This window comes from Crenobacter caeni (assembly GCF_010435965.1).
Classification (GTDB): domain Bacteria; phylum Pseudomonadota; class Gammaproteobacteria; order Burkholderiales; family Chromobacteriaceae; genus Craterilacuibacter; species Craterilacuibacter caeni.
The window spans coordinates 13,501-33,694 of record NZ_JAAGAA010000008.1 but is presented as its reverse complement, the minus strand read 5'-3'; the positions used below and the strand labels follow the sequence as shown (position 1 = coordinate 33,694).

Annotated in this window: 20 protein-coding genes; 10 read left to right on the top strand and 10 right to left on the bottom strand. The window is 67.7% G+C overall.

The genetic code is table 11. The features are described from left to right. Positions 1-19 precede the first annotated feature (19 nt). The 4 genes from glyA to ilvD form a co-directional block, all read right to left on the bottom strand. A complete protein-coding gene (glyA, locus tag GZH52_RS10250) occupies positions 20-1,273 on the bottom strand; it encodes a serine hydroxymethyltransferase (RefSeq protein WP_163316375.1) in 1,254 nt (417 codons plus the stop codon). An 82-nt stretch (positions 1,274-1,355) separates the two neighbouring features. Then, complete coding sequence (locus tag GZH52_RS10245; RefSeq protein WP_203525713.1) at positions 1,356-2,456, bottom strand: hypothetical protein; 1,101 nt, start codon at positions 2,454-2,456, stop codon at positions 1,356-1,358. A 381-nt stretch (positions 2,457-2,837) separates the two neighbouring features. Then, entirely contained in the window at positions 2,838-3,599 is a 762-nt protein-coding gene (locus GZH52_RS10240; protein WP_163316374.1) for an ABC transporter substrate-binding protein, read from the bottom strand. 105 nt (positions 3,600-3,704) lie between these two features. Continuing rightward, positions 3,705-5,561 carry a dihydroxy-acid dehydratase gene (ilvD, locus tag GZH52_RS10235; protein WP_163316373.1) on the bottom strand — a complete coding sequence of 619 codons (1,857 nt, stop codon included), beginning with the start codon at positions 5,559-5,561 and terminating at the stop codon, positions 3,705-3,707. Between the two features lie 170 nt (positions 5,562-5,731). On the opposite strand from ilvD, the gene lgt reads away from it, so the two are divergent. The 6 genes from lgt to GZH52_RS10205 all read left to right on the top strand — a co-directional run bounded on the left by lgt (position 5,732) and on the right by GZH52_RS10205 (position 13,461). Further along, positions 5,732-6,583, top strand: a complete 852-nt coding sequence (gene lgt, locus GZH52_RS10230) for a prolipoprotein diacylglyceryl transferase (RefSeq protein WP_163316372.1) — start codon at positions 5,732-5,734, stop codon at positions 6,581-6,583. Positions 6,584-6,722: 139 nt separating this feature from the next. Then, complete coding sequence (locus GZH52_RS10225; protein WP_163316371.1) at positions 6,723-7,568, top strand: putative selenate ABC transporter substrate-binding protein; 846 nt, start codon at positions 6,723-6,725, stop codon at positions 7,566-7,568. A 9-nt stretch (positions 7,569-7,577) separates the two neighbouring features. After that, entirely contained in the window at positions 7,578-8,372 is a 795-nt protein-coding gene (locus GZH52_RS10220) for a phosphonate ABC transporter ATP-binding protein (protein ID WP_163316370.1), read from the top strand. Continuing rightward, the gene (gene phnE / locus GZH52_RS10215) at positions 8,366-9,937 is read left to right on the top strand and encodes a phosphonate ABC transporter, permease protein PhnE (protein ID WP_163316369.1); all 1,572 of its coding nucleotides are present in this window, start codon (positions 8,366-8,368) and stop codon (positions 9,935-9,937) included. Before GZH52_RS10220 ends, phnE begins: the two co-directional genes overlap by 7 nt. Before the next feature lie 457 nt (positions 9,938-10,394). After that, complete coding sequence (locus GZH52_RS10210; RefSeq protein WP_163316368.1) at positions 10,395-12,182, top strand: sulfatase family protein; 1,788 nt, start codon at positions 10,395-10,397, stop codon at positions 12,180-12,182. A 184-nt stretch (positions 12,183-12,366) separates the two neighbouring features. After that, positions 12,367-13,461 (top strand): GGDEF domain-containing protein, encoded by a 1,095-nt coding sequence (locus tag GZH52_RS10205; protein WP_163316367.1) that lies wholly within the window; start codon positions 12,367-12,369, stop codon positions 13,459-13,461. 7 nt (positions 13,462-13,468) lie between these two features. Here GZH52_RS10205 and GZH52_RS10200 read toward each other — a convergent pair whose 3' ends face one another. The 5 genes from GZH52_RS10200 to GZH52_RS10180 form a co-directional block, all read right to left on the bottom strand. Continuing rightward, positions 13,469-13,912 carry a DoxX family protein gene (locus GZH52_RS10200; RefSeq protein ID WP_163316366.1) on the bottom strand — a complete coding sequence of 148 codons (444 nt, stop codon included), beginning with the start codon at positions 13,910-13,912 and terminating at the stop codon, positions 13,469-13,471. 2 nt (positions 13,913-13,914) lie between these two features. Further along, positions 13,915-14,631, bottom strand: a complete 717-nt coding sequence (locus GZH52_RS10195) for an HvfC/BufC N-terminal domain-containing protein (protein WP_163316365.1) — start codon at positions 14,629-14,631, stop codon at positions 13,915-13,917. Beyond that, complete coding sequence (gene bufB / locus GZH52_RS10190; protein ID WP_163316364.1) at positions 14,628-15,455, bottom strand: MNIO family bufferin maturase; 828 nt, start codon at positions 15,453-15,455, stop codon at positions 14,628-14,630. Before bufB ends, GZH52_RS10195 begins: the two co-directional genes overlap by 4 nt. Positions 15,456-15,473: 18 nt before the next feature. Then, on the bottom strand, positions 15,474-16,241 hold the full coding sequence (locus GZH52_RS10185; protein ID WP_163316363.1) for an SDR family NAD(P)-dependent oxidoreductase: 768 nt from the start codon (positions 16,239-16,241) through the stop codon (positions 15,474-15,476). 100 nt (positions 16,242-16,341) lie between these two features. Then, a complete protein-coding gene (locus tag GZH52_RS10180) occupies positions 16,342-16,608 on the bottom strand; it encodes a BufA1 family periplasmic bufferin-type metallophore (protein ID WP_163316362.1) in 267 nt (88 codons plus the stop codon). A gap of 158 nt (positions 16,609-16,766) precedes the next feature. On the opposite strand from GZH52_RS10180, the gene GZH52_RS10175 reads away from it, so the two are divergent. After that, a complete protein-coding gene (locus GZH52_RS10175; protein ID WP_163316361.1) occupies positions 16,767-17,309 on the top strand; it encodes a sigma-70 family RNA polymerase sigma factor in 543 nt (180 codons plus the stop codon). Next, positions 17,306-17,941 carry an NrsF family protein gene (locus GZH52_RS10170; RefSeq protein WP_163316360.1) on the top strand — a complete coding sequence of 212 codons (636 nt, stop codon included), beginning with the start codon at positions 17,306-17,308 and terminating at the stop codon, positions 17,939-17,941. The genes GZH52_RS10175 and GZH52_RS10170 overlap by 4 nt, the downstream gene beginning before the upstream one ends. Before the next feature lie 2 nt (positions 17,942-17,943). Here the strand turns inward: GZH52_RS10170 and GZH52_RS10165 are convergent, their stop codons facing one another. Beyond that, a complete protein-coding gene (locus GZH52_RS10165; RefSeq protein WP_163316359.1) occupies positions 17,944-18,549 on the bottom strand; it encodes a 3'-5' exonuclease in 606 nt (201 codons plus the stop codon). Between the two features lie 71 nt (positions 18,550-18,620). Between GZH52_RS10165 and msrP the strand changes: the two genes are divergently transcribed. Together msrP and msrQ are read left to right on the top strand one after the other, a co-directional pair. Further along, positions 18,621-19,550 (top strand): protein-methionine-sulfoxide reductase catalytic subunit MsrP, encoded by a 930-nt coding sequence (gene msrP / locus GZH52_RS10160; protein ID WP_163316358.1) that lies wholly within the window; start codon positions 18,621-18,623, stop codon positions 19,548-19,550. Then, complete coding sequence (gene msrQ / locus GZH52_RS10155) at positions 19,547-20,137, top strand: protein-methionine-sulfoxide reductase heme-binding subunit MsrQ (RefSeq protein ID WP_163316357.1); 591 nt, start codon at positions 19,547-19,549, stop codon at positions 20,135-20,137. The genes msrP and msrQ overlap by 4 nt, the downstream gene beginning before the upstream one ends. Positions 20,138-20,194 lie beyond the last annotated feature (57 nt).

Below are 20,194 nucleotides of genomic sequence, written 5' to 3'. Positions count from 1 at the left end.
ACGGATGTAGCCTGAGGGCTCAGCCCTGCTTCACGTAGACCGGGAAGCGGTGGCACAGCGCGGTCGCCTCGGCAGCCACGCGGGCGAGCACGGCCGCGTCTTCCGGCGCGTCCAGCACGTCGGCGATCATATCGGCCACCAGCACCGCCTCGGCTTCCTTGAAGCCGCGGGTGGTGATCGCCGGCGAACCGATGCGGATGCCGGAGGTGATGAACGGGCTCTCCGGGTCGTTCGGGATCGAGTTCTTGTTGACGGTGATGTGCGCCTTACCGAGCGCGGCGTCAGCCGCCTTGCCGGTCAGGCCCTTGCCACGCAGGTCGACCAGGAACACGTGGCTCTCGGTGCGGCCGGAGACGATGCGCAGGCCGCGCTCGGTCAGGCGCTTGGCCATGGCGTCGGCGTTCTTCAGCACCTGCTGCTGGTAGTCCTTGAATTCCGGCTGCAGCGCTTCCTTGAACGCGACGGCCTTGGCGGCGATCACGTGCATCAGCGGGCCGCCTTGCAGGGTCGGGAACACCGAGGAGTTCAGCGACTTCTCGTATTCGGCCTTGGCCAGGATGATGCCGCCGCGCGGGCCGCGCAGCGTCTTGTGCGTGGTCGAGGTCACGAAGTCGGCGTGCGGCACCGGGTTCGGGTAGACGCCGGCGGCGACTAGGCCCGCGTAGTGCGCCATGTCGACCATGAAGTAGGCGCCGCACTTCTTGGCGATCTGCCCCATGCGCTCGAAGTCGAAGCGCAGCGCGAACGCCGACGCACCGCCGATGATCAGCTTGGGGCGCTTTTCCATCGCCACGCGTTCCATGTCGTCGTAGTCGATCTCTTCGTTCTCGTTGAGGCCGTACGCGACGATGTTGAACATCTTGCCGGACAAGTTGGCCGGGCTGCCGTGGGTCAGGTGGCCGCCGTGGCCGAGGTTCATCCCCATCACGGTGTCACCCGGCTTGAGGATGGAGAAGTAGACCGCCTGGTTGGCCTGGCTGCCCGAGTGCGGCTGCACGTTGGCGTATTCGGCGCCGAACAGCTGCTTCACGCGGTCGATCGCCAGCTGCTCGACGACGTCGACGTGCTCGCAACCACCGTAAAAGCGCTTGCCCGGGTAGCCTTCGGCGTACTTGTTGGTCAGCTGGGAACCCTGCGCTTCCATCACTGCGTGGCTCACGTAGTTTTCGGAAGCGATCAGCTCGATATGGTCTTCCTGGCGCTGGCACTCGGCCTTGATCGCGGCGTCCAGTTCGGGGTCGAACTTGGCAATCGTCTCGTCAGCAGCAAACATCTTCGACTCTTTCCAGTTTGGGGTGTGCGGATGGATGGATTCTACATCAATTGTGCAATGCACATGGCAAGCGGCGGCGTGTTCAGTGCAGCCGCGCCGCCGGCGTCACGTCGGCGGGGGCGAGAAACGCACGACCGTCTGCCAGCGTCGCGTGCTGCACGGCGGGTACCACCCGCACGTCGTCGACCTGGCACTCGGTGAGCAGCTCGCACGCCATGCGCTCGACCTCGGCCACCGCGTCCAGCGGGGAGAGCGACCACACGAAACCCTCGTGCGCGCCCTCGCCGTTTTCGCTGGCGATGGAAAGCCTGATTTCGCCGCCTTCGTGCGCGGCGAGCACCGCGACCGGGCGTTCCTGTGCGTCGCGAAGGCGGCGGATCTGGCTGCTGGCGAACACCTGTAGCGCGACTTCCTGGCGCACTTTGCCACCCTCGACCATCGCCGGCAGCACCGCCTGTGGCGGACGGGCGATCGGGAACAGCGTCACGCCTTCGGCCTTCAGCTGGCCGCCCAGGAATTTCATCATCGGCAAGCCCCAGCTGCCGACCTCGCCGCCCAGGCGCACCGGCGCCGGGCGTCCCTCTTCCTGCACCGCAGCGCCGACAAGGTAGCGCAGGAACACGCCGTCGCGGTCGATTTCGATCACGCGCCCGGCCAAGCCCGGCAGCGCGGACAGCGCGGTCGCCGCCTCGCGCGCGGTCTTGTAGAGCACCGGCGCGGACAACGCGCTCAAGTCGTCCGGGTGCACCAGCGCGCCAGACACGAAGGCTTCGGCCCCCGGCGTGAACACGCCGTGCTCGCGCAGCAAGGCATTGAGCCCCGCCTCGTCGGCGAGCGCGGCAGGCAGCGCAGCCTTGCCGCCGGCCCCTGCGACCAGCACCACCGGCAGCGCGAACACGATTACATGGCGTCCCGGCGCGCGCGAAGTCACCTCGCACAGCGCCTGCCACAGCGTGCGGTACACCGCCTGCGACGGCGCCATCGCCAGCGCGACCGACAGCATCAGCATGTCGGCGCGTTCGGCCAGCGCGCCGATCTGCGCGCGAAGGTCTTCCTGCCACAGCGCGGCTTCGTCCGCGCTGGCCGCTTTGAGCACGGCCTCGGCGGTGTGGATCAGCCGGTTGGATTCGAGCGCCTGCGGTTTCTGGCGCGGGTCGGGCAACTGCGGGGCGAAGGCTTGCATCGTGTCGTCGAACGGCAATGTAAAGAGGATATTCTGTCATAGTTCGCGCGGACTGCCCACGGCCGCCAGCCGTTCACTTTCAAACACCAGAAACACAAAACGAACAAACATGACAATTTTTGACGCTTTCCGAAAAAATCACCGTTGACAAGCGAGCGAGCGATCCGGATAATCCTTCTTCGTTGAGACGCAGCAATGTTTCTTGATAGTTTCTCCTCTATTTCTCCTTTGTAGACTTGGCGCGGGCCGATAAATCCCGCGCATTTTTTTTGCCTGTCGCCCGCGCAAAAAAGGGGCCGGCAGCGCCGCCCCTCTCTTCGATGTTCGTTCCGGCCTGATTCCCCGCCAAAACGAACATTTTTGAACATCCAACGCTCCGCTTCAGCTTCCTGCCGCCTCCAGCTGCGCGACCAAGCGCGCGAGCGTCCCGTCCTCGCGCAGCGCCTGCAGCGCGGCATTCACCTCCCCCAGCAGCGCATCCTCGCCCTTGGCGAGCACCACCGCGTACGCGTCGAGCCCGAAGGCGGCGTCCGTGCCCAACTCGCCCGGCACGGACTTTTGCAGCGCGCGCAGCAGGTGCTCGTCGCCGAACAGCGCATCGACCTCGCCCGCGCGGTAAGCACGCTCCATCGCGCCGGCGTCCGGCAAGTCGACGATATGCCGCTTGGCCACCCCCAGCCGGTGGAGATGCGCGTCGGCCGTACTCTCCTCGAGCACGCCGATGCGCGCGAGTTGCTGCACCGGCTGCGCGGCGAGCGCGGCTGGTCGCAACAGCGCCTGCCGCTCGCTGTAGTAGGGCGTGGACAGCAGGAAGTTGCGCATCCGGATAGGCGTGATCGCGACCGCCGAGACCACCATCTCCAGCCGCCCCTGCGACAGCGACTGCAACAGGCGCCGCCACGGCAGGTTGACGAATTCGACCTTGCGCCCCATCCGCGCGGCGAGCTGGCGCGTCAGGTCGATATCGAAGCCGACCGGCAGCCCGGCCCCGTCCAGCGATTCGAACGGCGGATACTCGGCGTTGATGCCGACCCGCAAGGGCGACGCGCGGTCGCGCCCGAACAGCGCACTCACCGCCCCGTCCTTGCAGGCAGACAAGGCCAGCGCGACGGCCCCGGCCAGAAAACCCCTGCGTCCCGCCATTTTGCTGCCTGAAACCACCCGCACCTCACCCCTGAAACAAACATGAAAAAGGCCGCCCCGCCCGGGACGGCCTGTGGCCGATTATCGCACAAGCACCGGCTTTGCCTAGCGGCGCGCGAGCTGGTCGACGTCGCGCACCGCGCCGGTGTCGGCGCTGGTGGTCATCGCCGCGTAAGCGCGCAGCGCCGCCGATACCGCGCGCTCGCGCGACACCGGCTTCCACGCTGCCTCGCCGCGCGCGTCCATCGCGCGGCGGCGCGCCAAGAGCACCTCGGCGTCAACGGCCAGCTCGATGCTGCGCGCGGGGATGTTGATCCGGATCGAGTCGCCCTCTTCCACCAGCGCGATGGCGCCGCCCTCGGCCGCCTCGGGCGAGACGTGGCCGATCGACAAGCCCGAGGTGCCGCCGGAGAAACGCCCGTCGGTCAACAGCGCGCACGCCTTGCCCAGCCCCTTGGACTTCAGGTAGGAGGTCGGGTACAGCATCTCCTGCATGCCCGGCCCGCCCTTCGGGCCCTCGTAGCGGATCACCACCACGTCGCCCTCGACGATGGTGTCGGCGAGGATGGCGGCGACCGCGTCCTCCTGGCTCTCGAACACGCGGGCGCGCCCGTTGAACCTGAGGATGGACTCGTCGACGCCGGCGGTCTTCACGATGCAGCCGCGCTCGGCGATGTTGCCGAACAGCACGGCGAGGCCACCGTCCTGCGAGTACGCGCCGGCCTTGTCGCGGATGCAGCCGTCGGCGCGGTCAAGGTCGAGCGCCGGATAACGCATGCTCTGACTGAACGCGATGGTGGTCGGCACGCCACCCGGCGCCGCACGGTAAAAGCGCGCTGCCTCGCTGTCCGGCCCCTGCCGCGCGACATCCCACTGGCCAAGCGCGGCGGCGAGCGTCTCGCTGTGCACGGTCGGCACCGAGGCATCGAGCACGCCGGCGCGGTCAAGCTCGCCCAGGATCCCCATCACGCCGCCTGCGCGGTGCACGTCTTCCATATGGTACTTCTGCGTCGCCGGCGCGACTTTCGCCAGGCAAGGCACCGAGCGCGAGATGCGGTCGATGTCGGCCATCTTGAAGTCGACGCCCGCCTCGCTCGCCGCGGCCAGCAGGTGCAGCACGGTATTGGTCGAGCCGCCCATCGCCACGTCGAGACTCATCGCGTTCTCGAACGCGCGCTTGCTGGCGATCGCGCGCGGCAGCACGTTCATGTCGCCGCCTTCGTAGTGGCGGCGCGCCAGTTCGACGATCAGGCGGCCGGCCCTGAGGAACAGCTCCTTGCGGTCTGCGTGGGTGGCGACCAGCGAGCCGTTGCCCGGCAGCGACAGGCCGAGCGCCTCGGTCAGGCAGTTCATCGAATTGGCGGTGAACATGCCCGAGCACGAACCGCAAGTCGGGCACGCTGAGCGCTCGATCGCGGCGACGTCGTCGTCCGACACGCGGCTGTCGGCCGCCTCGACCATCGCGTCGACCAGGTCGAGCTTGCGGGTCTGGCCGTTCCAGTTGACCTTGCCCGCTTCCATCGGCCCGCCGGAGACGAACACCACCGGAATGTTCAGGCGCAGCGCCGCCATCAGCATGCCCGGGGTGATCTTGTCGCAGTTGGAGATGCACACCAGCGCGTCCGCGCAGTGCGCGTTGACCATGTATTCGACCGAGTCGGCGATCAAATCGCGGCTGGGCAGGCTGTACAGCATGCCGCCGTGCCCCATCGCGATGCCGTCGTCGACGGCGATGGTGTTGAATTCCTTGGCCACCCCGCCGGCCTTCTCGATCTCGCGGGCGACCAGCTGGCCCATATTGTGCAGGTGCACATGACCCGGGACGAACTGGGTGAACGAGTTGGCGATGGCGATGATGGGCTTTTCGAAGTCCTCGTCCTTCATCCCGGTGGCGCGCCACAGCGCGCGGGCGCCGGCCATGTTGCGGCCGGCCGTCGAGGTGCGGGAGCGGTATTGCGGCATGGTCTATCCTTGGTTTTCTTGCGGTTTGCTGTCGGCGCGCCACGCGCGGCGTCTTGAGCCGCCGGCCGTAAAGCAGCCTTGCCCCGCGCCGCTTTCACGCGCGGCAAGTGGCGCTTTTCCGTATAATTTCTTCATCATTCCTTTTACCGCATTCGCACAGCTCCTGACAAATGCTTATCCATCCGCAATTCGACCCGGTGGCCGTCCACCTGGGGCCGCTGTCCGTGCACTGGTACGGCCTGATGTACCTGGTCGGCTTCATGCTGTTCATCTGGCTGGGCAACCTGCGCATCCGCCGCGGCAACACCTTCATGACGGCCAAGATGCTCGACGACCTGTTGATGTACGGCGTGCTCGGCGTCGTGCTCGGCGGCCGCCTCGGTGAGGTGCTGTTCTACCAGCCCGGCTACTACCTTGCGCACCCGGCCGAGATCCTGATGGTGTGGAAGGGCGGCATGTCCTTCCACGGCGGCTTTATCGGCGTACTGGTCGCCATGGCGCTGTTCGCGCGCCGCCACGGCCGCGGCTTCTGGGAGATCACCGACTTCATCGCGCCCTTGGTGCCGCCGGGCCTTGCCGCCGGGCGCATCGGCAACTTCATCAACGGCGAACTGTGGGGGCGGGTCACCAGCGCCGATACGCCCGGCGCGATGGTCTTCCCGCAGGCACGTGCCGAGGACATCGCCTGGGTCGAGCGCCACCCCGACCTCATGAACACCTGGCTTGCCTACGGCGGCCTGCCCCGCCACATGTCGCAGCTCTACCAGTTCGCGCTCGAGGGCGTCGCCCTGTTTGTGATCCTGTGGCTGTATTCGGCCAAGCCGCGCGCAACCGGCCGCGTCTCGGCGGTGTTCCTGATCGGCTACGGCGCGTTCCGCTTCATCGCGGAATTCTTCCGGACGCCGGACGCCGGCATCTTCGGCCAGTCGTACACCATCAGCATGGGGCAGTGGCTGAGCCTGCCGATGATCGCCGTCGGCGTGCTGCTCTTCCTGTGGCCGCAGAAACCCAAATTGAATTAGAATCGCGGCCGGCCCGTTCCCGGGCCTGGCGGTTCCCCGGCGGCCTTTAGTCCGCCTGACCGGCTGATGCCGGTTTTTTTATGGCAGCGCCCGCTGCCAGTTTGCATGCGGCCTTTAGTCCGCACACGAAAGCTGAAACATGATGAAAGCCAGAATCCTGCTGGCGGGCGTGTTCGCGTCCGCCGCCTTTGCCGTGCACGCCGACGGCGTGCTGCGCGTCACCGCCATCCCGGACGAGTCGCCGACCGAGCTGCAGCGCAAGTTCGCGCCGCTGGGCGAGTACCTGTCCAGAGAGCTGGGCATGAAGGTCGAGTTCGTGCCGGTCACCGACTACGCGGCGGTGGTCAGCGCGCTGACCGCCGACCAGGTCGACCTCGCGTGGCTGGGCGGCTTCACCTTCGTGCAGGCGAACACCCGCGGCAAGGTGGTGCCGCTGGTACAGCGCGAGGAGGACACCCGCTTCACCTCGCGCTATATCGCCGGCACCCAGAGCAAGATCAACAAGATGGCCGACCTCAAGGGCAAGACCTTCGCCTTCGGCTCGGTCTCCAGCACCTCCGGCCACCTGATGCCGCGCTACTTCCTGCAAAAGCAGGGCATCAAGCCGGAAACCGCGTTCCGCCAGGTCGGCTACTCGGGCGCGCACGACGCGACGGTCGCCTGGGTCGCCTCGGGCAAGGTCGACGCCGGCGTGCTCAACGCGTCGGTGTGGGACAAGCTCAACGAGGCGGGCAAGATCGACCCGGCCAAGGTCAAGGTGATCGGCAGCACCCCGCCCTTCTACGACTACAACTGGACGGTGCGCGCGTCCTTGCAGCCGGCGCTGCAAAAGCGCATCCGCACAGCCTTCCTCGCGCTCGACCCGGCCCGCCCCGAGCACAAGGCCATCCTCGAGCTGCAGCGCGCGACGCGCTTCGTGCCGACCAAGGCGGCCAACTACGCGGGCATCGAATCGGCGGCCCGCGAAGCCGGCCTCTTGAAGTAAGGCCGCGCGATGAGCCTGACCCTCGCCGCGGCGTCACTCACGCGGGGCAAACGCCGCCTGCTTGACAGGATCAGCCTCACGCTCGCCCAGGGTGAGCAGGCGGCGCTGATCGGTCCGTCCGGCGCCGGCAAGAGTTCGCTGATCTCGCTGGCTGCCACGCTCGCGGCGCCGAGCAACGGCTATGTGTCGCTCTTGGGAGAAGACCCGTGGCGCCTGGGCGCTCGGGCGCGCCGCGCCTTGCGCGCGCGCATCGCCTGCGTGTGGCAGACGCCGCCGCTGCCGGCGCGCCAGCGGGTGATCCATGCGGTCGCCGCCGGCCGTCTGGGGCAAAGCGGCACGCTCGCCGCGCTGGCCCGCCTCGTGCTGCCGCGCGACGGCGCCGCCATTGAGCAGACGCTCGCGCGGGTCGAGCTTGCGCACAAGCTGTGGGTGCGCAGCGATACGCTGTCCGGCGGCGAGCGCCAGCGCGTCGGCGTCGCCCGTGCGCTCTACCAGGCGGGCGAGCTGGTGCTCGCCGACGAGCCGGTGTCGGCGCTCGACCCTTACCTTGCCGCGCAAACGGTGCGCGTGCTGTGCGAGGACGCGCGCGCGCGCGGTGCAAGCCTGCTGATGAGCCTGCACTCGGTCGAACTCGCGCTCGCGCATTTTCCGCGCATCATCGCGCTCAGGGACGGCCGCGTCGCCTTCGACCTGCCATCTGCAGAGGTCGACGCCGCGCGGCTCGCCGCGCTCTACGAAGGCGAGCAAACCGCCGCCGCTCCCCTCGCTTCGCCACCTGCCACCCTGCTGCCCGCCCGATGCTGAACCCCGTGCACGACCCCCTGTTCGCGCGCCGCGCATGGCACGGCGCCGGCCTTGCCGTGCTGCTTGCGCTGTGCGTCGCGGCGACCGGCTTTGACCCGCGGCTGCTGGCTGATCCGGCGACACTCGCGTCGCTCGCCGGCTTTACCGCGCAGTTCTGGCCGCCGGCCTTGGGCGGCACGCTGCTCGCCGAAGTGGCCGGCGCCACCGTCACCACGCTCGCCTGCGCGACGCTCGGCCTTGCGCTGGCCATCCTGATCGGCGCGCCCGCCGCCTACTTTGGCTGCCGCACGCTGGGCGAGGCGGCGCTGAGCGATACACGCACGCCCCCGGTGGCCGCCGCCGCGGGCGCGCTGTTGCGCGGGACGCTGGTCGCGATGCGCGCGGTGCCCGAAGTGGTGTGGGCACTGCTCTTTGTGCGGGCGATCGGGCTGGGCACGCTGCCCGCGGTACTCGCGCTGGGCGTCGCCTACGGCGGCATGCTGGGCAAGGTGTACGCTGAAATCCTCGAGTCGCAACCGCCCGAATTCTCCCGCGCGCTGGGCGCGGCCGGCGCCGGCCGGCTTGTGCGGCTGGCCTACGGCGTACTGCCTGGTGCCTTGCCCGAACTCATCAGTTACACCGTCTACCGCTTTGAATGCGCGATCCGCGCCAGCGCCCTGATGGGGCTGGTCGGCGCTGGCGGGCTCGGGCTGTTGCTCGACAACAGCCTCAAGATGATGAACGGTGCCGAGACGGCAACGCTGCTGATCGCCTTCCTGCTGCTGGTCGCCGCCGCCGACGCCACCAGCCGCCTCGCCCGCCGCGCCCTGGCCACCCCGCGCGGCACGGCGGCGCTGGCGTTGACTTTCACCACTGCGGTGCTCGCCAGCCTGTGGCAACTGGACGCCCTGTGGCAGGGCGGCGTCGCCAACCTTGACGCGCTCGCGCGCTTTGCCGCCGAATTCTGGCCGCCGGACGTATCCGCCCCGCTGTGGGCGACGCTCGCCGAGGCCTTGTGGCAGACGCTGGCGATGTCGGTGCTGGGCACGCTGCTCGCAGTGCTGGTCGCCGTGGCGCTGGCGCTGCCGGCCGCAGGCGAACTCGGTGTGCTGCTGCAACTGGCCGCGCGTGCGCTGCTCGCACTCTTGCGCGGCATCCCCGACCTCGTGTGGGCGATGCTCGCGGTGCTCGCGCTGGGGCTGGGGCCGGCCGCCGGCGTGCTCGCGCTCGCGCTGCATACCTCCGGCGTGCTCGGCCGCCTGTTCGCCGAGACGCTGCAGAACACGCCGCCCGAGTGCCGACAGGCGCTCGCGGCGGCCGGTGCCGGCCGCGCCACGGCCTTCGCCTACGGCGTGCTGCCGCAAGTGCTGCCGCAGTGGCTCGCATACACGCTGTACCGCTGGGAAAACAATATCCGCAGCGCGTCGGTGCTCGGCATCGTCGGCGCCGGCGGCGTCGGCGGCGCGCTGTTCTTCGCGCTGTCTCTGTTCCAGATGCCGACCGCGGCGACGCTGATCGTCGCGATGGTCATGCTCTCGTGGCTGGCCGAGATGGCCAGCGCCCGCCTGCGCGCACAGTTGGGCTAGACGCTACATTGTCAAAGCCGCGCCGACCGGCAGGCCGGCGCCTCCCCGCCACACAGTGGCGAGGAGGGCTGCACGATGCCTTGCTCATTCACAACGCTTGGGGCGACCCGCATCACCACACCTTAACATCCAGGCGGGGCGCCCCCATTCGCGTGAACAACCGGCCCTCGCGTTCGCGATCACGCCAAGCAGAAATCAGTACCATCCGTTTCTGCATCGTTAGCCCCCGATACCGTTACCGTCTCCGTGCAGATATGCCCAACCGTAGCTGCGCCCCAGTCCCGCCTAAGCCGCGCCATCGAGTGCTCCACTGACAGGCAAAGAGCGCCCAAATGCGCCAAAGGGGGCCTCCCGCACTGTTCACGGTTGAAGAAAATGCCCGAGTCGTTGCCAGTTGACAGCCATATGTCGTGGGCTAGCTTGAGCAGATGCCTTCACCCCGGAACAGAGGTCAGCCATGGACAGCAGCAAACTACAGCCTCACGCGATTTCCCGCAGGGCGTTCATGGCGCTGAGCAGCGGTCTTGCCTTGTCGCAATTGCCAGGGCTGGCCCAAGCCGCCCAGCCAGGAACCGGCACTGGAGCACAGGTTTCCACGGCGAAGTTCAACAGCCGTAAGCAAAGACCGAACGTGCTGTTTGTCTTCACCGATCAGGAACGGTATCTGGACAACTTGCCCATCGGTTTTGCACGTCCGGGCCACGAGAAACTGATGCGTCAGGGGGTGACCTTCCACAATCACTACTGCCCGGCGGTGATGTGTACCAGTTCGCGTGCCGTCATGCTGACCGGCCTGCAGACACCGGACAACCGGATGTTCGAAAACACCGACATGCCCTATGTAAAGGCGCTGTCCACCCAAGTCCCTACCATCGGGCACATGTTGCGCAAGGCCGGTTACTACACCGCCTACAAGGGAAAATGGCACCTCAACAAGGATTTTGATACGGACACGCCAACGCGTTTATTTGACAAGGAAATGGACGCTTACGGCTTTTCCGACTTCGCCTGGCCTGGGGATGTACTTACCCATTCACTGGGCGGTTACAAGCACGATCACATGATCGCCGACAGCGCAGTTTCATGGCTGCGCGAGAAGGGACAACAACTCAACGCCGACGGCACACCGTGGGCGATGGTCGTGAGCCTCGTCAACCCTCACGACATCATGTATTTCAACACTGACCGGCCCGGAGAATCGGTGCAGGACAACGGTCGCCTCCTCATGCCCGCAACACGCGCGCCCCTGCACCCGATGTATGCAAAAAAGTGGCAAGCCAAATTACCCGCCACCCTCGGGCAGCCGCTTGATGGAGCGGGCCGGCCTTCCGCACATGCCGAATTCAATAAAGCCTGGGGATATACCTTGGGTACGATTCCCATGGAGGAAGTGCGCTGGCAGCGATTCAACGACTTCTACTTCAACTCGCTGCAGGCCGTCGATACCCAACTATTAAAACTTCTGGACGAACTGGACGCGCTGAACCTCTCGGGCAACACCATTGTCGTCTTTACCGCAGATCACGGAGAGATGGGCGGTGCCCACGGGCTGCGTGGTAAAGGCCCCTTCGCGTATCAGGAGGCCATTCACCTGCCCCTGCTGATTTCCCACCCGGACGTGAATGGGGGGCAGCATTGCAACGCGCTGACCGGACATATCGACCTTACCCCGACACTGCTATCGCTGTGTGGCGTCACGGAAACACAGGCGGCCGAATTTGCCGGCCGGAAGCTGCCCGGCAAGAGCCTGTCTCCCCTGTTTGGTTCGCCGCAAAATGCGGGACTGCACGCGGTCCGCGACAATATCCTTTTCACCTACAGCGGGATTGCCACCAACGACAGCGAAATGATTCGGCTTGTTTCCGAAGCCAAGGCGGCCGGCAAGGATCCCAAGACCGCCATCCAGGCCATGGGCTACCGCCCCAACCTGAAAAAACGCGGCAGCTTGCGCACGGTCTTCGATGGCAGGCACAAGTTCACCCGCTACTTCGCACCGGTCGACCGGAACCGGCCGGCCAATCTGGACGAGCTATTTCGCTGGAACGATGTCGAACTATTCGACCTCAAGACAGACCCTTCCGAAGTCACCAACCTGGCCACAGCACCGACGGCCAATGCGGCACTTCTGATGGCGATGAACCAGAAGCTGGAGTCTGCAATCAAAGCAGAGATCGGCGTTGACGATGGCCGTGAAATGCCGGAGGTTGACCGCATCAACTGGAACATCGAGCGACTGGATCTCTAAAGCCCCTTGGCGGGTCCCTGCGACGACGGCCAACCTTGCCAGGTTGGGTGACTGCCGTCGAAACAGACCCAATCGTAAGCACAATGGCATTTCGCGCGGTTTTGCCTTACAGTCCGCACACAAGCCTGCGCAAGACAGGCTGGGCCGTCCATATGCGGCCACCACAGGACGAGGGGCTTTACCGATGTTCCGCACGACGATCCCGCCGGCGCTGATGCCGGCCTACCTCGCCGCCGGCATGCACAACGCCGGGCGCGCGTACATCCAGTGCATCCGGCTGGCGATGGTCACCCTGCTCGTGTTCGGCGTGCGCGACTGGCTTGTCGCGCCGCACGAAATCGCGCAACAGACCATCGCGATCCGCTGCCTGCCGCTGGCGCTGGGGCTTGCGCTACTGCTGCGCACGCACGCGCGCCCCGGCGCGCGCGAGCTTTACTGGTCGGCCTACCTGTTCATGAACGTGATGATCGTCAGCCTCGCCGCGATCTACGCGCTGTTGCCCAACGGCCTCTTGCTCAACCACACCGCGCTTTTCATGGTGCCGATGCTGGGCGCGCTGTTCACGCCTACGCTGCCGCCCATGCTGTTCGTGCTGGCCAACTGCGTGGTGTCGACCCAGCTTGCGCTGTGGTGGCAGCCGCCTGACCCCCTTGCGCTGGCCAGCCTGAACGCGAGCCTCGCCATCGTGTTCGCCTTCACCGTCTTCCTCGCGCTGCACGGCATCCGCGCCCGCCAGCACCAGTTTCTGCTCGAGCGCAGGCTGCACGAAGACGCGACGCGCGACCCGATGACTGGCGCGTACAACCGGCGCTACTTCCGCGACATCGCCAAGACCGAGATCAACCGCGCCAAACGCCACCAGCGCCCGCTATCGCTGCTACTGTTCGACCTGGACCACTTCAAGTCGATCAACGACCGCTACGGCCACGCCACTGGCGACAGGGTAATCTGCCAGAGCATCGACACCCTGCAACGGGGCCTGCGCGCAAGCGACGTGCTCGCCCGCGTGGGCGGCGAGGAAATCGCCGTGCTCCTGCCCGAGACCGACCGCGCCGCCGCGCTGCAACTGGCCGAGCGGCTGCGCGAGGCGATCGCTGACGGCCAGCTCGCCCTCAACGCCGACGCCTTGCTGCACTGGCAGACCAGCGTCGGCGTCGCGACCCTGCGCGACACCGACCTGCAGCTGGAAGACCTGCTCGCGCGCGCCGACACCCGGCTTTACGAAGCTAAGCGCGGCGGGCGCAACCGCGTGGTCGCGTCCACAGCGCTGGCGGCCTGAAGCCGCGTCAGCGCACCCCGAACAGACGGTCAAGCGACAGCCGCCCGGCCCCTTCTGCGACCAGGTAAAGCAGGCTGGCGGCCCACACCAGGTGGACCGGCCACGCGTCCGGGTAGACGAAGAGCTGGATCACCGCCGTCATCGCCAGCAAGGCCAGTGCCGAGAGCCGGGTGAACAGCCCGAGCACCAGCAGCAAAGGAAACAGGTGCTCGGCGTAAGCGGCCAGGTGCGCGGCAAGCGCCGGGTCGAGCACGGGTAGCCGGTACTCTTCACGGAACAGCAGCACGGCGCTGTCGCTGACGGCCAGCACGCCGTCGACCTTGCTGCGGCCGGACAGGAAGAAGGTCGCCGCGATGCCAAAGCGCGCCGCCAGCGGCACCAGCGGGCGCAGTAGCGGCGCGAGGCGGCCGGACACGCTGTTGTGGCGCGCGAAAAACGAGGTGGACATCATGCTTACTCCTGATAGCTGACCAGCGCACCGGCACCGGCCAGCAGCTGCATCAGCCGGGTAAAATCCGGCGCGGCCACCGTCGCCAGCACCACTGCGACCGCCTGCTGCAAGCCCTGCCCGGCGGCTAAGGCATCCAGCAACACGCACACCTCCTGCGGCACGACACAGGCCTGCACCTCGCCGGCGGGGCGGCTCAGCAGTATCCCCTCGCCCTGCCAGTGCAGGTGCGCGGGCGTCTGCCCGGCCCGCGCACTCGACCACAACTGCCACAGCGGCCAGCGCTCGCTCCAGAACCAGCGCGCGGCAGGGTGCGGCGCGAGCGGCATATCCGCGGCCAGCGTTGCGAGCGCGGCGGCGGGCACGGCGTCGGCAGCCAGGTGGCTCTGCAGCCAGCCGTAGTCGATCGCACCAACCTGCCCCAGCCACGGCCACGCGTCCGCACCGGGCATCTCTCCGGCAAACGCGGCAAAGCCCGCGCCGTAAAGCATCAGCCGCGCGTCGCGCGACGGATTGTCCCGCGCAAATGCGCGCGCGCAGTTCGCAAGCCACGCCTCGCCCATTAGCGTGGCAAGCGAGGGGTGGTTGGCGATAAGCGCGTCGACGCAGCCCGAGATCACCGTATTGCGGTAAACGGCGAAGCCCGGCTGGGCGGCCAGGCCGCCGGCGTCGCCTTCGCCGCACAACGCAGCGGCGAAACCCGCGTAGTCGAAGTGGCTCATGCGCAAGCCTCCGTCTCGTCCAGCACTGCCTGCGCCCGCGTACGCTCGGCGAGCAAACCGGCCAACTCTGGCACCTCACCGTCGCGCTCGATCAGCGTCGGGCGCGCGCCGATGCGGGCGATCAGCCGCGTATACAGCGCCCACACCGGCTCGGCAACCGCGCAGTCGTGCGAGTCGACCAGCAATCTCTCCCCCAGCAGCGGGTCGGCGCTGTGGCCGGCCAGATGGACTTCGGCGACCGCGTCGCCGTCGATCGCGTCCAGCCACGCCGCCGCGTCGTAGCCGAGGTTACGCGCGCCGACGTACACATTGTTGACGTCGATAAGCAGCCGGCAGCCGCTGGCGCGGACCATCTCATGCAGAAACTCGGCCTCGTCCATCTCGTGCGGCAAAACAAGATAATGCGCCGGGTGTTCGATCGCGATCGCGCGGCCCAGCGCGTCCTGCACGCGGCCGATATTCGCGCACAGGCGCTCGAGCGTGGCGCGGGTGCGCGGCACCGGCAGCAAGTCGGGCAGGTAGACGCCGTTAAGCCTGCTCCACGCCAGGTGCTCGGACACCAGCGCCGGCTCGAGCTCGCGTGTGAGCGCGGCCAGCGCCTGCAAATGCGCCGCGTCTGGCGTGTCGGGCCCGGCCAGCGACAAGGACACCCCGTGCAGCGACAAGGGGTGCTCTTCGCGCAGCCGGCGCAGCCACGCGCGGCGCGGCCCGCCGTCGGCCAGGTAGTTTTCCGGGTGCACCTCGTACCACAGCCCCGCGTCCCGCGCGGCCAGCGCATCGCAAAAATGCTGCGGCTTGATGCCCAGTCCTGCGCCCAGTCTCATCGTTGCCCTCTTTTCGCCCTACTGCGCACTGTTGCCGCCGTCCACCGGCAAGGCGACGCCGGTGATGTAGGCGGCCATGTCGCTGGCGAGAAAAACGACCGCGCGGGCCACGTCCTCTGCCTGCCCCAGCCTCCCGAGCGGCACCCAGTCCTTGGCGCGCTCTTCGGCCTCGGCCGCCGGCGTCACCAATGCCATCCCGTCGTACTGCCCCGCCGTCCACCACTCGACGACGGTGTCGCCCGGACACACGGCGTTGACGCGGATCCGGTCGGGCCCCAAATCGAGCGCCATCGCCTTGCTCATCTGCACCAGCGCGCCCTTGCTGCTGCAATAGGCGACGGCGCCACGCCCGCCTTTCAGCCCCCAATCCGACGCGTTGTTGACAATCACCCCGCCACCTTGCGCGCGCATCGTGGGAATGGCCGCCTTCGCCATGCGCCACGCGCCGATGACATTGAGGTCGAGGATTTTCTGCCAGTCGGCCTCGGACGAATGCTCGGCGTCGGCGAGGAAAATCCAGCCGGCGTTGTTGAACAGCACGTCCAGCCGCCCGGTCTCACGCAGAACGCTCGCGACCACCCGTTCGCAGTCGTCGGCCACCTGATGGTCCGCCGGCAAGAAGCGGATGCCCTCGGCCGCCAGCGCCGCCCCCGCGTCAGCGCGGCGGCCGGTCGCGTACACGGTCGCGCCCAGTTGCACGAAAAGTTGCGCTGTCGCCTTGCCTATGCCCGAGGTGCCGCCGGTGACCAGCACCACCTTGCCGCTGAAATCCAGTAAGCCCAGCATCAACCACACCGCCTTTTTATGACCAGTAAGTAAATTGACTCCAGCGCAGATCAGCCCGGGCCAGGCGCAAGCGCGCGCCACGCCAGCCCGGGCCTGGCTATCAGTTGGCGGTCGGCGTCAGCGAGCCCGTGCCCTTGGGCGTCTTGATCGACGTACAAGTGCCTTTGGCGACGTATTTCCACGCGCTGCCCTGGTAGTCGGCCTTGGACGAACCGGCACAACTGGTACCGGCGCCGGCCTTGCAGTCGTTCTTGCCGGCTTCGGACACGCCGTAGCATTTTTCCTTGGCAGGCTCGGTGGCTAGTGCCGCGCCGCTGGCCATTGCCGCGAGGGCGGCCGCCAGGGTGAGCGTCGTTGTCTTGTTCATGGAGTGCTCCTTTGTATGCGTGAAGCCACAGGCAGGATGCCCGCGACAGCTTGCCAATTCGCGCAGCCACGCCCAGCGGTTACAGTGGGGAACAAATATTTTCTGCCCGCTGTAACCCGCACGCAGGCGGCGACGAATCCACCATCATCAGGGGGAACATGCACGACAGGGAACAGGAACTGGCCGCGCTGTTTGCGGCCGCGGTGGCGGGCGACGCCGCGGCGTACCGGCGCTTCTTGCAACTGGCCGCGCAGCTTTTGCGCGCGTGGCTGCGCCGGCGCATGACGCAGAGGCCGGACGAGGTGGAGGACGTGCTGCAGGAGATCCTGCTCGCGCTGCACAACCAGCGCGCGTCCCATCAGCCCGGCCAGCCGCTGGGGCCGTGGATGTTCGCGATCGCGCGCTACAAGCTGGTCGACTACTGGCGCCGCCACGGCCGGCGCGCAGCGCACTTGCCGCTGGACGACGAGCACTGCGAGCTGGCCGCTGTAGAGACGGAACAGGCGAATACCGCGCGCGACCTGGCCAAGCTGCTGGCAGCCCTGCCCGCGAAGCAGCGCGAGCCGATCCGGCTGGTCAAGCTCGCCGGGCTTTCGGTCAGCGAGGCGGCGGCCGAAACGGGGCTGACCGAGTCGGCGGTCAAGGTCGGCATCCACCGCGGGCTGAAGGCGCTGGCGGCGCTGATAAGGAAAGAGAAATGAAGACAGACGAGCTGATCACCCTGCTCGCCGCCCGCGAAGGCGGCGTCGCCCCCGCCCGCCCGCTTGCGCGCGTTGCGCCGGCGCTGGCGGCGGGCTTTGTGCTCGCCCTGCTGGGGGTGCTCGCGCTGTTCGGGGTCAACCCCGAGCTGGCAAGCGACGCAAGCCTCGGCCACTTCTGGGCGCGGCCGCTGTTCGCGCTCGCGCTACTGGCTGCCGTGCTGCCGGCGCTGGCCGCGTGCTCCCGCCCGGCAACGAGCGCGCGCCTGTGGCCGCTGGCGCTGCCGCTCTTGGCGCTGTGGCTGGGCGCCGCGCTGCAACTGGTGTCTGCGCCCGCCGGCGAGCGTGGCGCGTTGCTGCTCGGCAATAGCTGGCAATCTTGCGCGGCGAGCATCCTGCTGCTCTCGCTGCCACCGCTTGCGCTATTGCTTGCCGCGCTGCGCGCACTGGCGCCGACCCGGCTTGCCTTGGCCGGCGCGCTCGCCGGGCTGGCGTCTGGCTGTCTCGCCGCGCTCGCGTACACCGTGCACTGCCCGGAGCTGGCGCTGCCGTTTGCCGCGCTGTGGTATGTGCTGGGGATCGTGCTGAGCACCCTCGCCGGCGCGTGGTTCGGCCCGCGGGTGCTCGCGTGGTAGCGTCAGCGCACCTGGGCGAGCCAGTCGGCCACGCGCGCGGCGGGCACTTTTTGCAGCGCGCACAGCAAGGCGTGGTCGGTACGACGGACGCCGTGGCGTTCGGCCAGCAGCGCCTGCAGGCGGACCAGCAGATGCGCGGTCATTTCGCTGTCGGCGAGCGCACGGTGCGCACGGCCGCTGACGGGCAGGCCGAGCCAGCGCCCGAGTGTGCCCAGCTTGTGGTCGGGCGCTTCGGGCAACAGGCGGCGCGCGAGCAGCAGCGAACAGGCAAACTCCTGGCGGCGGGTGGCGCCGATGAGCGCCAGTTCGTGGTCCCAGAACTTGCGGTCGAACGCCGCGTTGTGCGCGACAAGCGGGGTGTCGCCGACAAAGTCCGCCACCTCGCGCATCACCCGCGCCGCCGGCGGCGCCTCGCGCAGCATCGCGTTGCTGATGCCGGTGAGCCGCTCGATTTCGCGCGGCACGAACACGTTAGCGTTCATCAGGCTCTGGTAGCGGCCAACGATGCGGCCCTCCTCGACCAGCACCGCCGCGATCTCGGTCGCGCGGCAACTGGCGGACGGCGACAGCCCGTTGGTTTCAAAGTCGATGACGGCGATGCGGCCCATATTCAAGCGTCCCGGTGGCAGGAAAGCCGGCTAGCATGCCGCGGTGCGCGGCAAAAGGCAAAGGAGAGCGCATGCTGATCAGGCTCAACGACGAAACGGCGCCCGCGCCGTCCGAGATCACTCCCGAGGCGCTGTGGCGCAGCCGGCGCGACTTCATGCGCACCGCGGCGGCCGGCGCGCTGGCCCTGTGGCTGCCGCCGGCGCTTGGGGCGCCGCTGAAGGCCAGCCCCGGCCCCTTCCGGGCCAGCGACAAGCCGAACACCTTCGACGAGATCACCCATTACAACAACTTCTACGAATTCGGCAGCGGCAAGGAAGACCCTGCCCAATACGCCGGCCGGCTTACCGTGCGCCCGTGGACGCTGAGCGTCGGCGGCCATGTACAACAGCCGCTGACGCTGGACTACGACGCGCTGTTCCGCATCGCGCCGCTTGAAGAGCGCATCTACCGGCTGCGCTGCGTCGAGGGCTGGAGCATGGTGATCCCGTGGGTCGGCTTCGAGCTTGCCGCGCTCCTGAAAAAAGCACAGCCAACGTCGAAGGGCCGCTTCGTGCAGTTCGTCACGCTGGAGCGGCCGGCGCAGATGCCGGGCCAACAGACCGGTCTGCTGCCCTGGCCCTACCGCGAGGGCTTGCGCATCGACGAGGCGATGCACCCGCTGACCCTGCTCGCGGTCGGCCTGTACGGCCAGACGCTGCCTGCGCAGAACGGCGCGCCGATCCGGCTGGTGGTGCCGTGGAAGTACGGTTTCAAGAGCATCAAGAGCATCGTCGCGATCAACCTCGTCGAGCACCAGCCAACCACGACCTGGCAGAGCGTCAACCCGCGCGAGTACGGCTTCTTCGCCAACGTGAACCCCGAAGTCGACCACCCGCGCTGGAGCCAGGCCAACGAGCGGCGCATCGGCGAATTCGGCCGCCGCCCGACGCTGCCCTTCAACGGCTACGCAGCGCAGGTTGCCTCGCTGTACCGCGGCCTCGACCTCAAGCGCTGGATATGAGCGCCGGGCGATTGGCACAGGCCGGGCTCGTCGCACTTTGTGCGCTGCCGGCGCTGCTGAGTGTCGGCAGGCTCTGGCTTGGCGTCGCCGACCCGGCCGACTATCTGACAAGGCAAAGCGGCTGGTGGGCGCTCACGTGGTTGATCGCGACCCTCACCGTCTCGCCGCTGGCTGTGCTGCTGCACGCACCGCGGCTGATAGCGTTCCGACGCACGCTGGGGCTCACCGCCTTCGCATACGCGAGCGCCCACCTGTCCGTCTACGTCGCGCAGGTTGCACCGACGCCGTCCGTGCTGCTGGACGACCTCGTCGGCAGCCCGTATATCGTCGCCGGCTTTGCTGCGTGGCTGATGCTGCTGCCACTGGCCGTCACCTCGAGCAAATACTGGATGAAACGGCTGGGGCGCAGCTGGGCACGCCTGCACCGTCTCGTCTACCCGGCGCTGATGCTTGGCTGCCTGCACTACCTGTGGCTGACCAAGTCCGACTACCGCGAGCCCGCGCTCCTCACCGCCATTGCCACGCTGCTGCTGGCGTGGCGCATCTGGCGCTGGCAGCGCCGCCACAGGGCGGGCAGCGTGACATGACGTGACGGCGGCATGCACTGGCGCCACCTTTCGGATATGCTCGCTGCGGGGCAAACC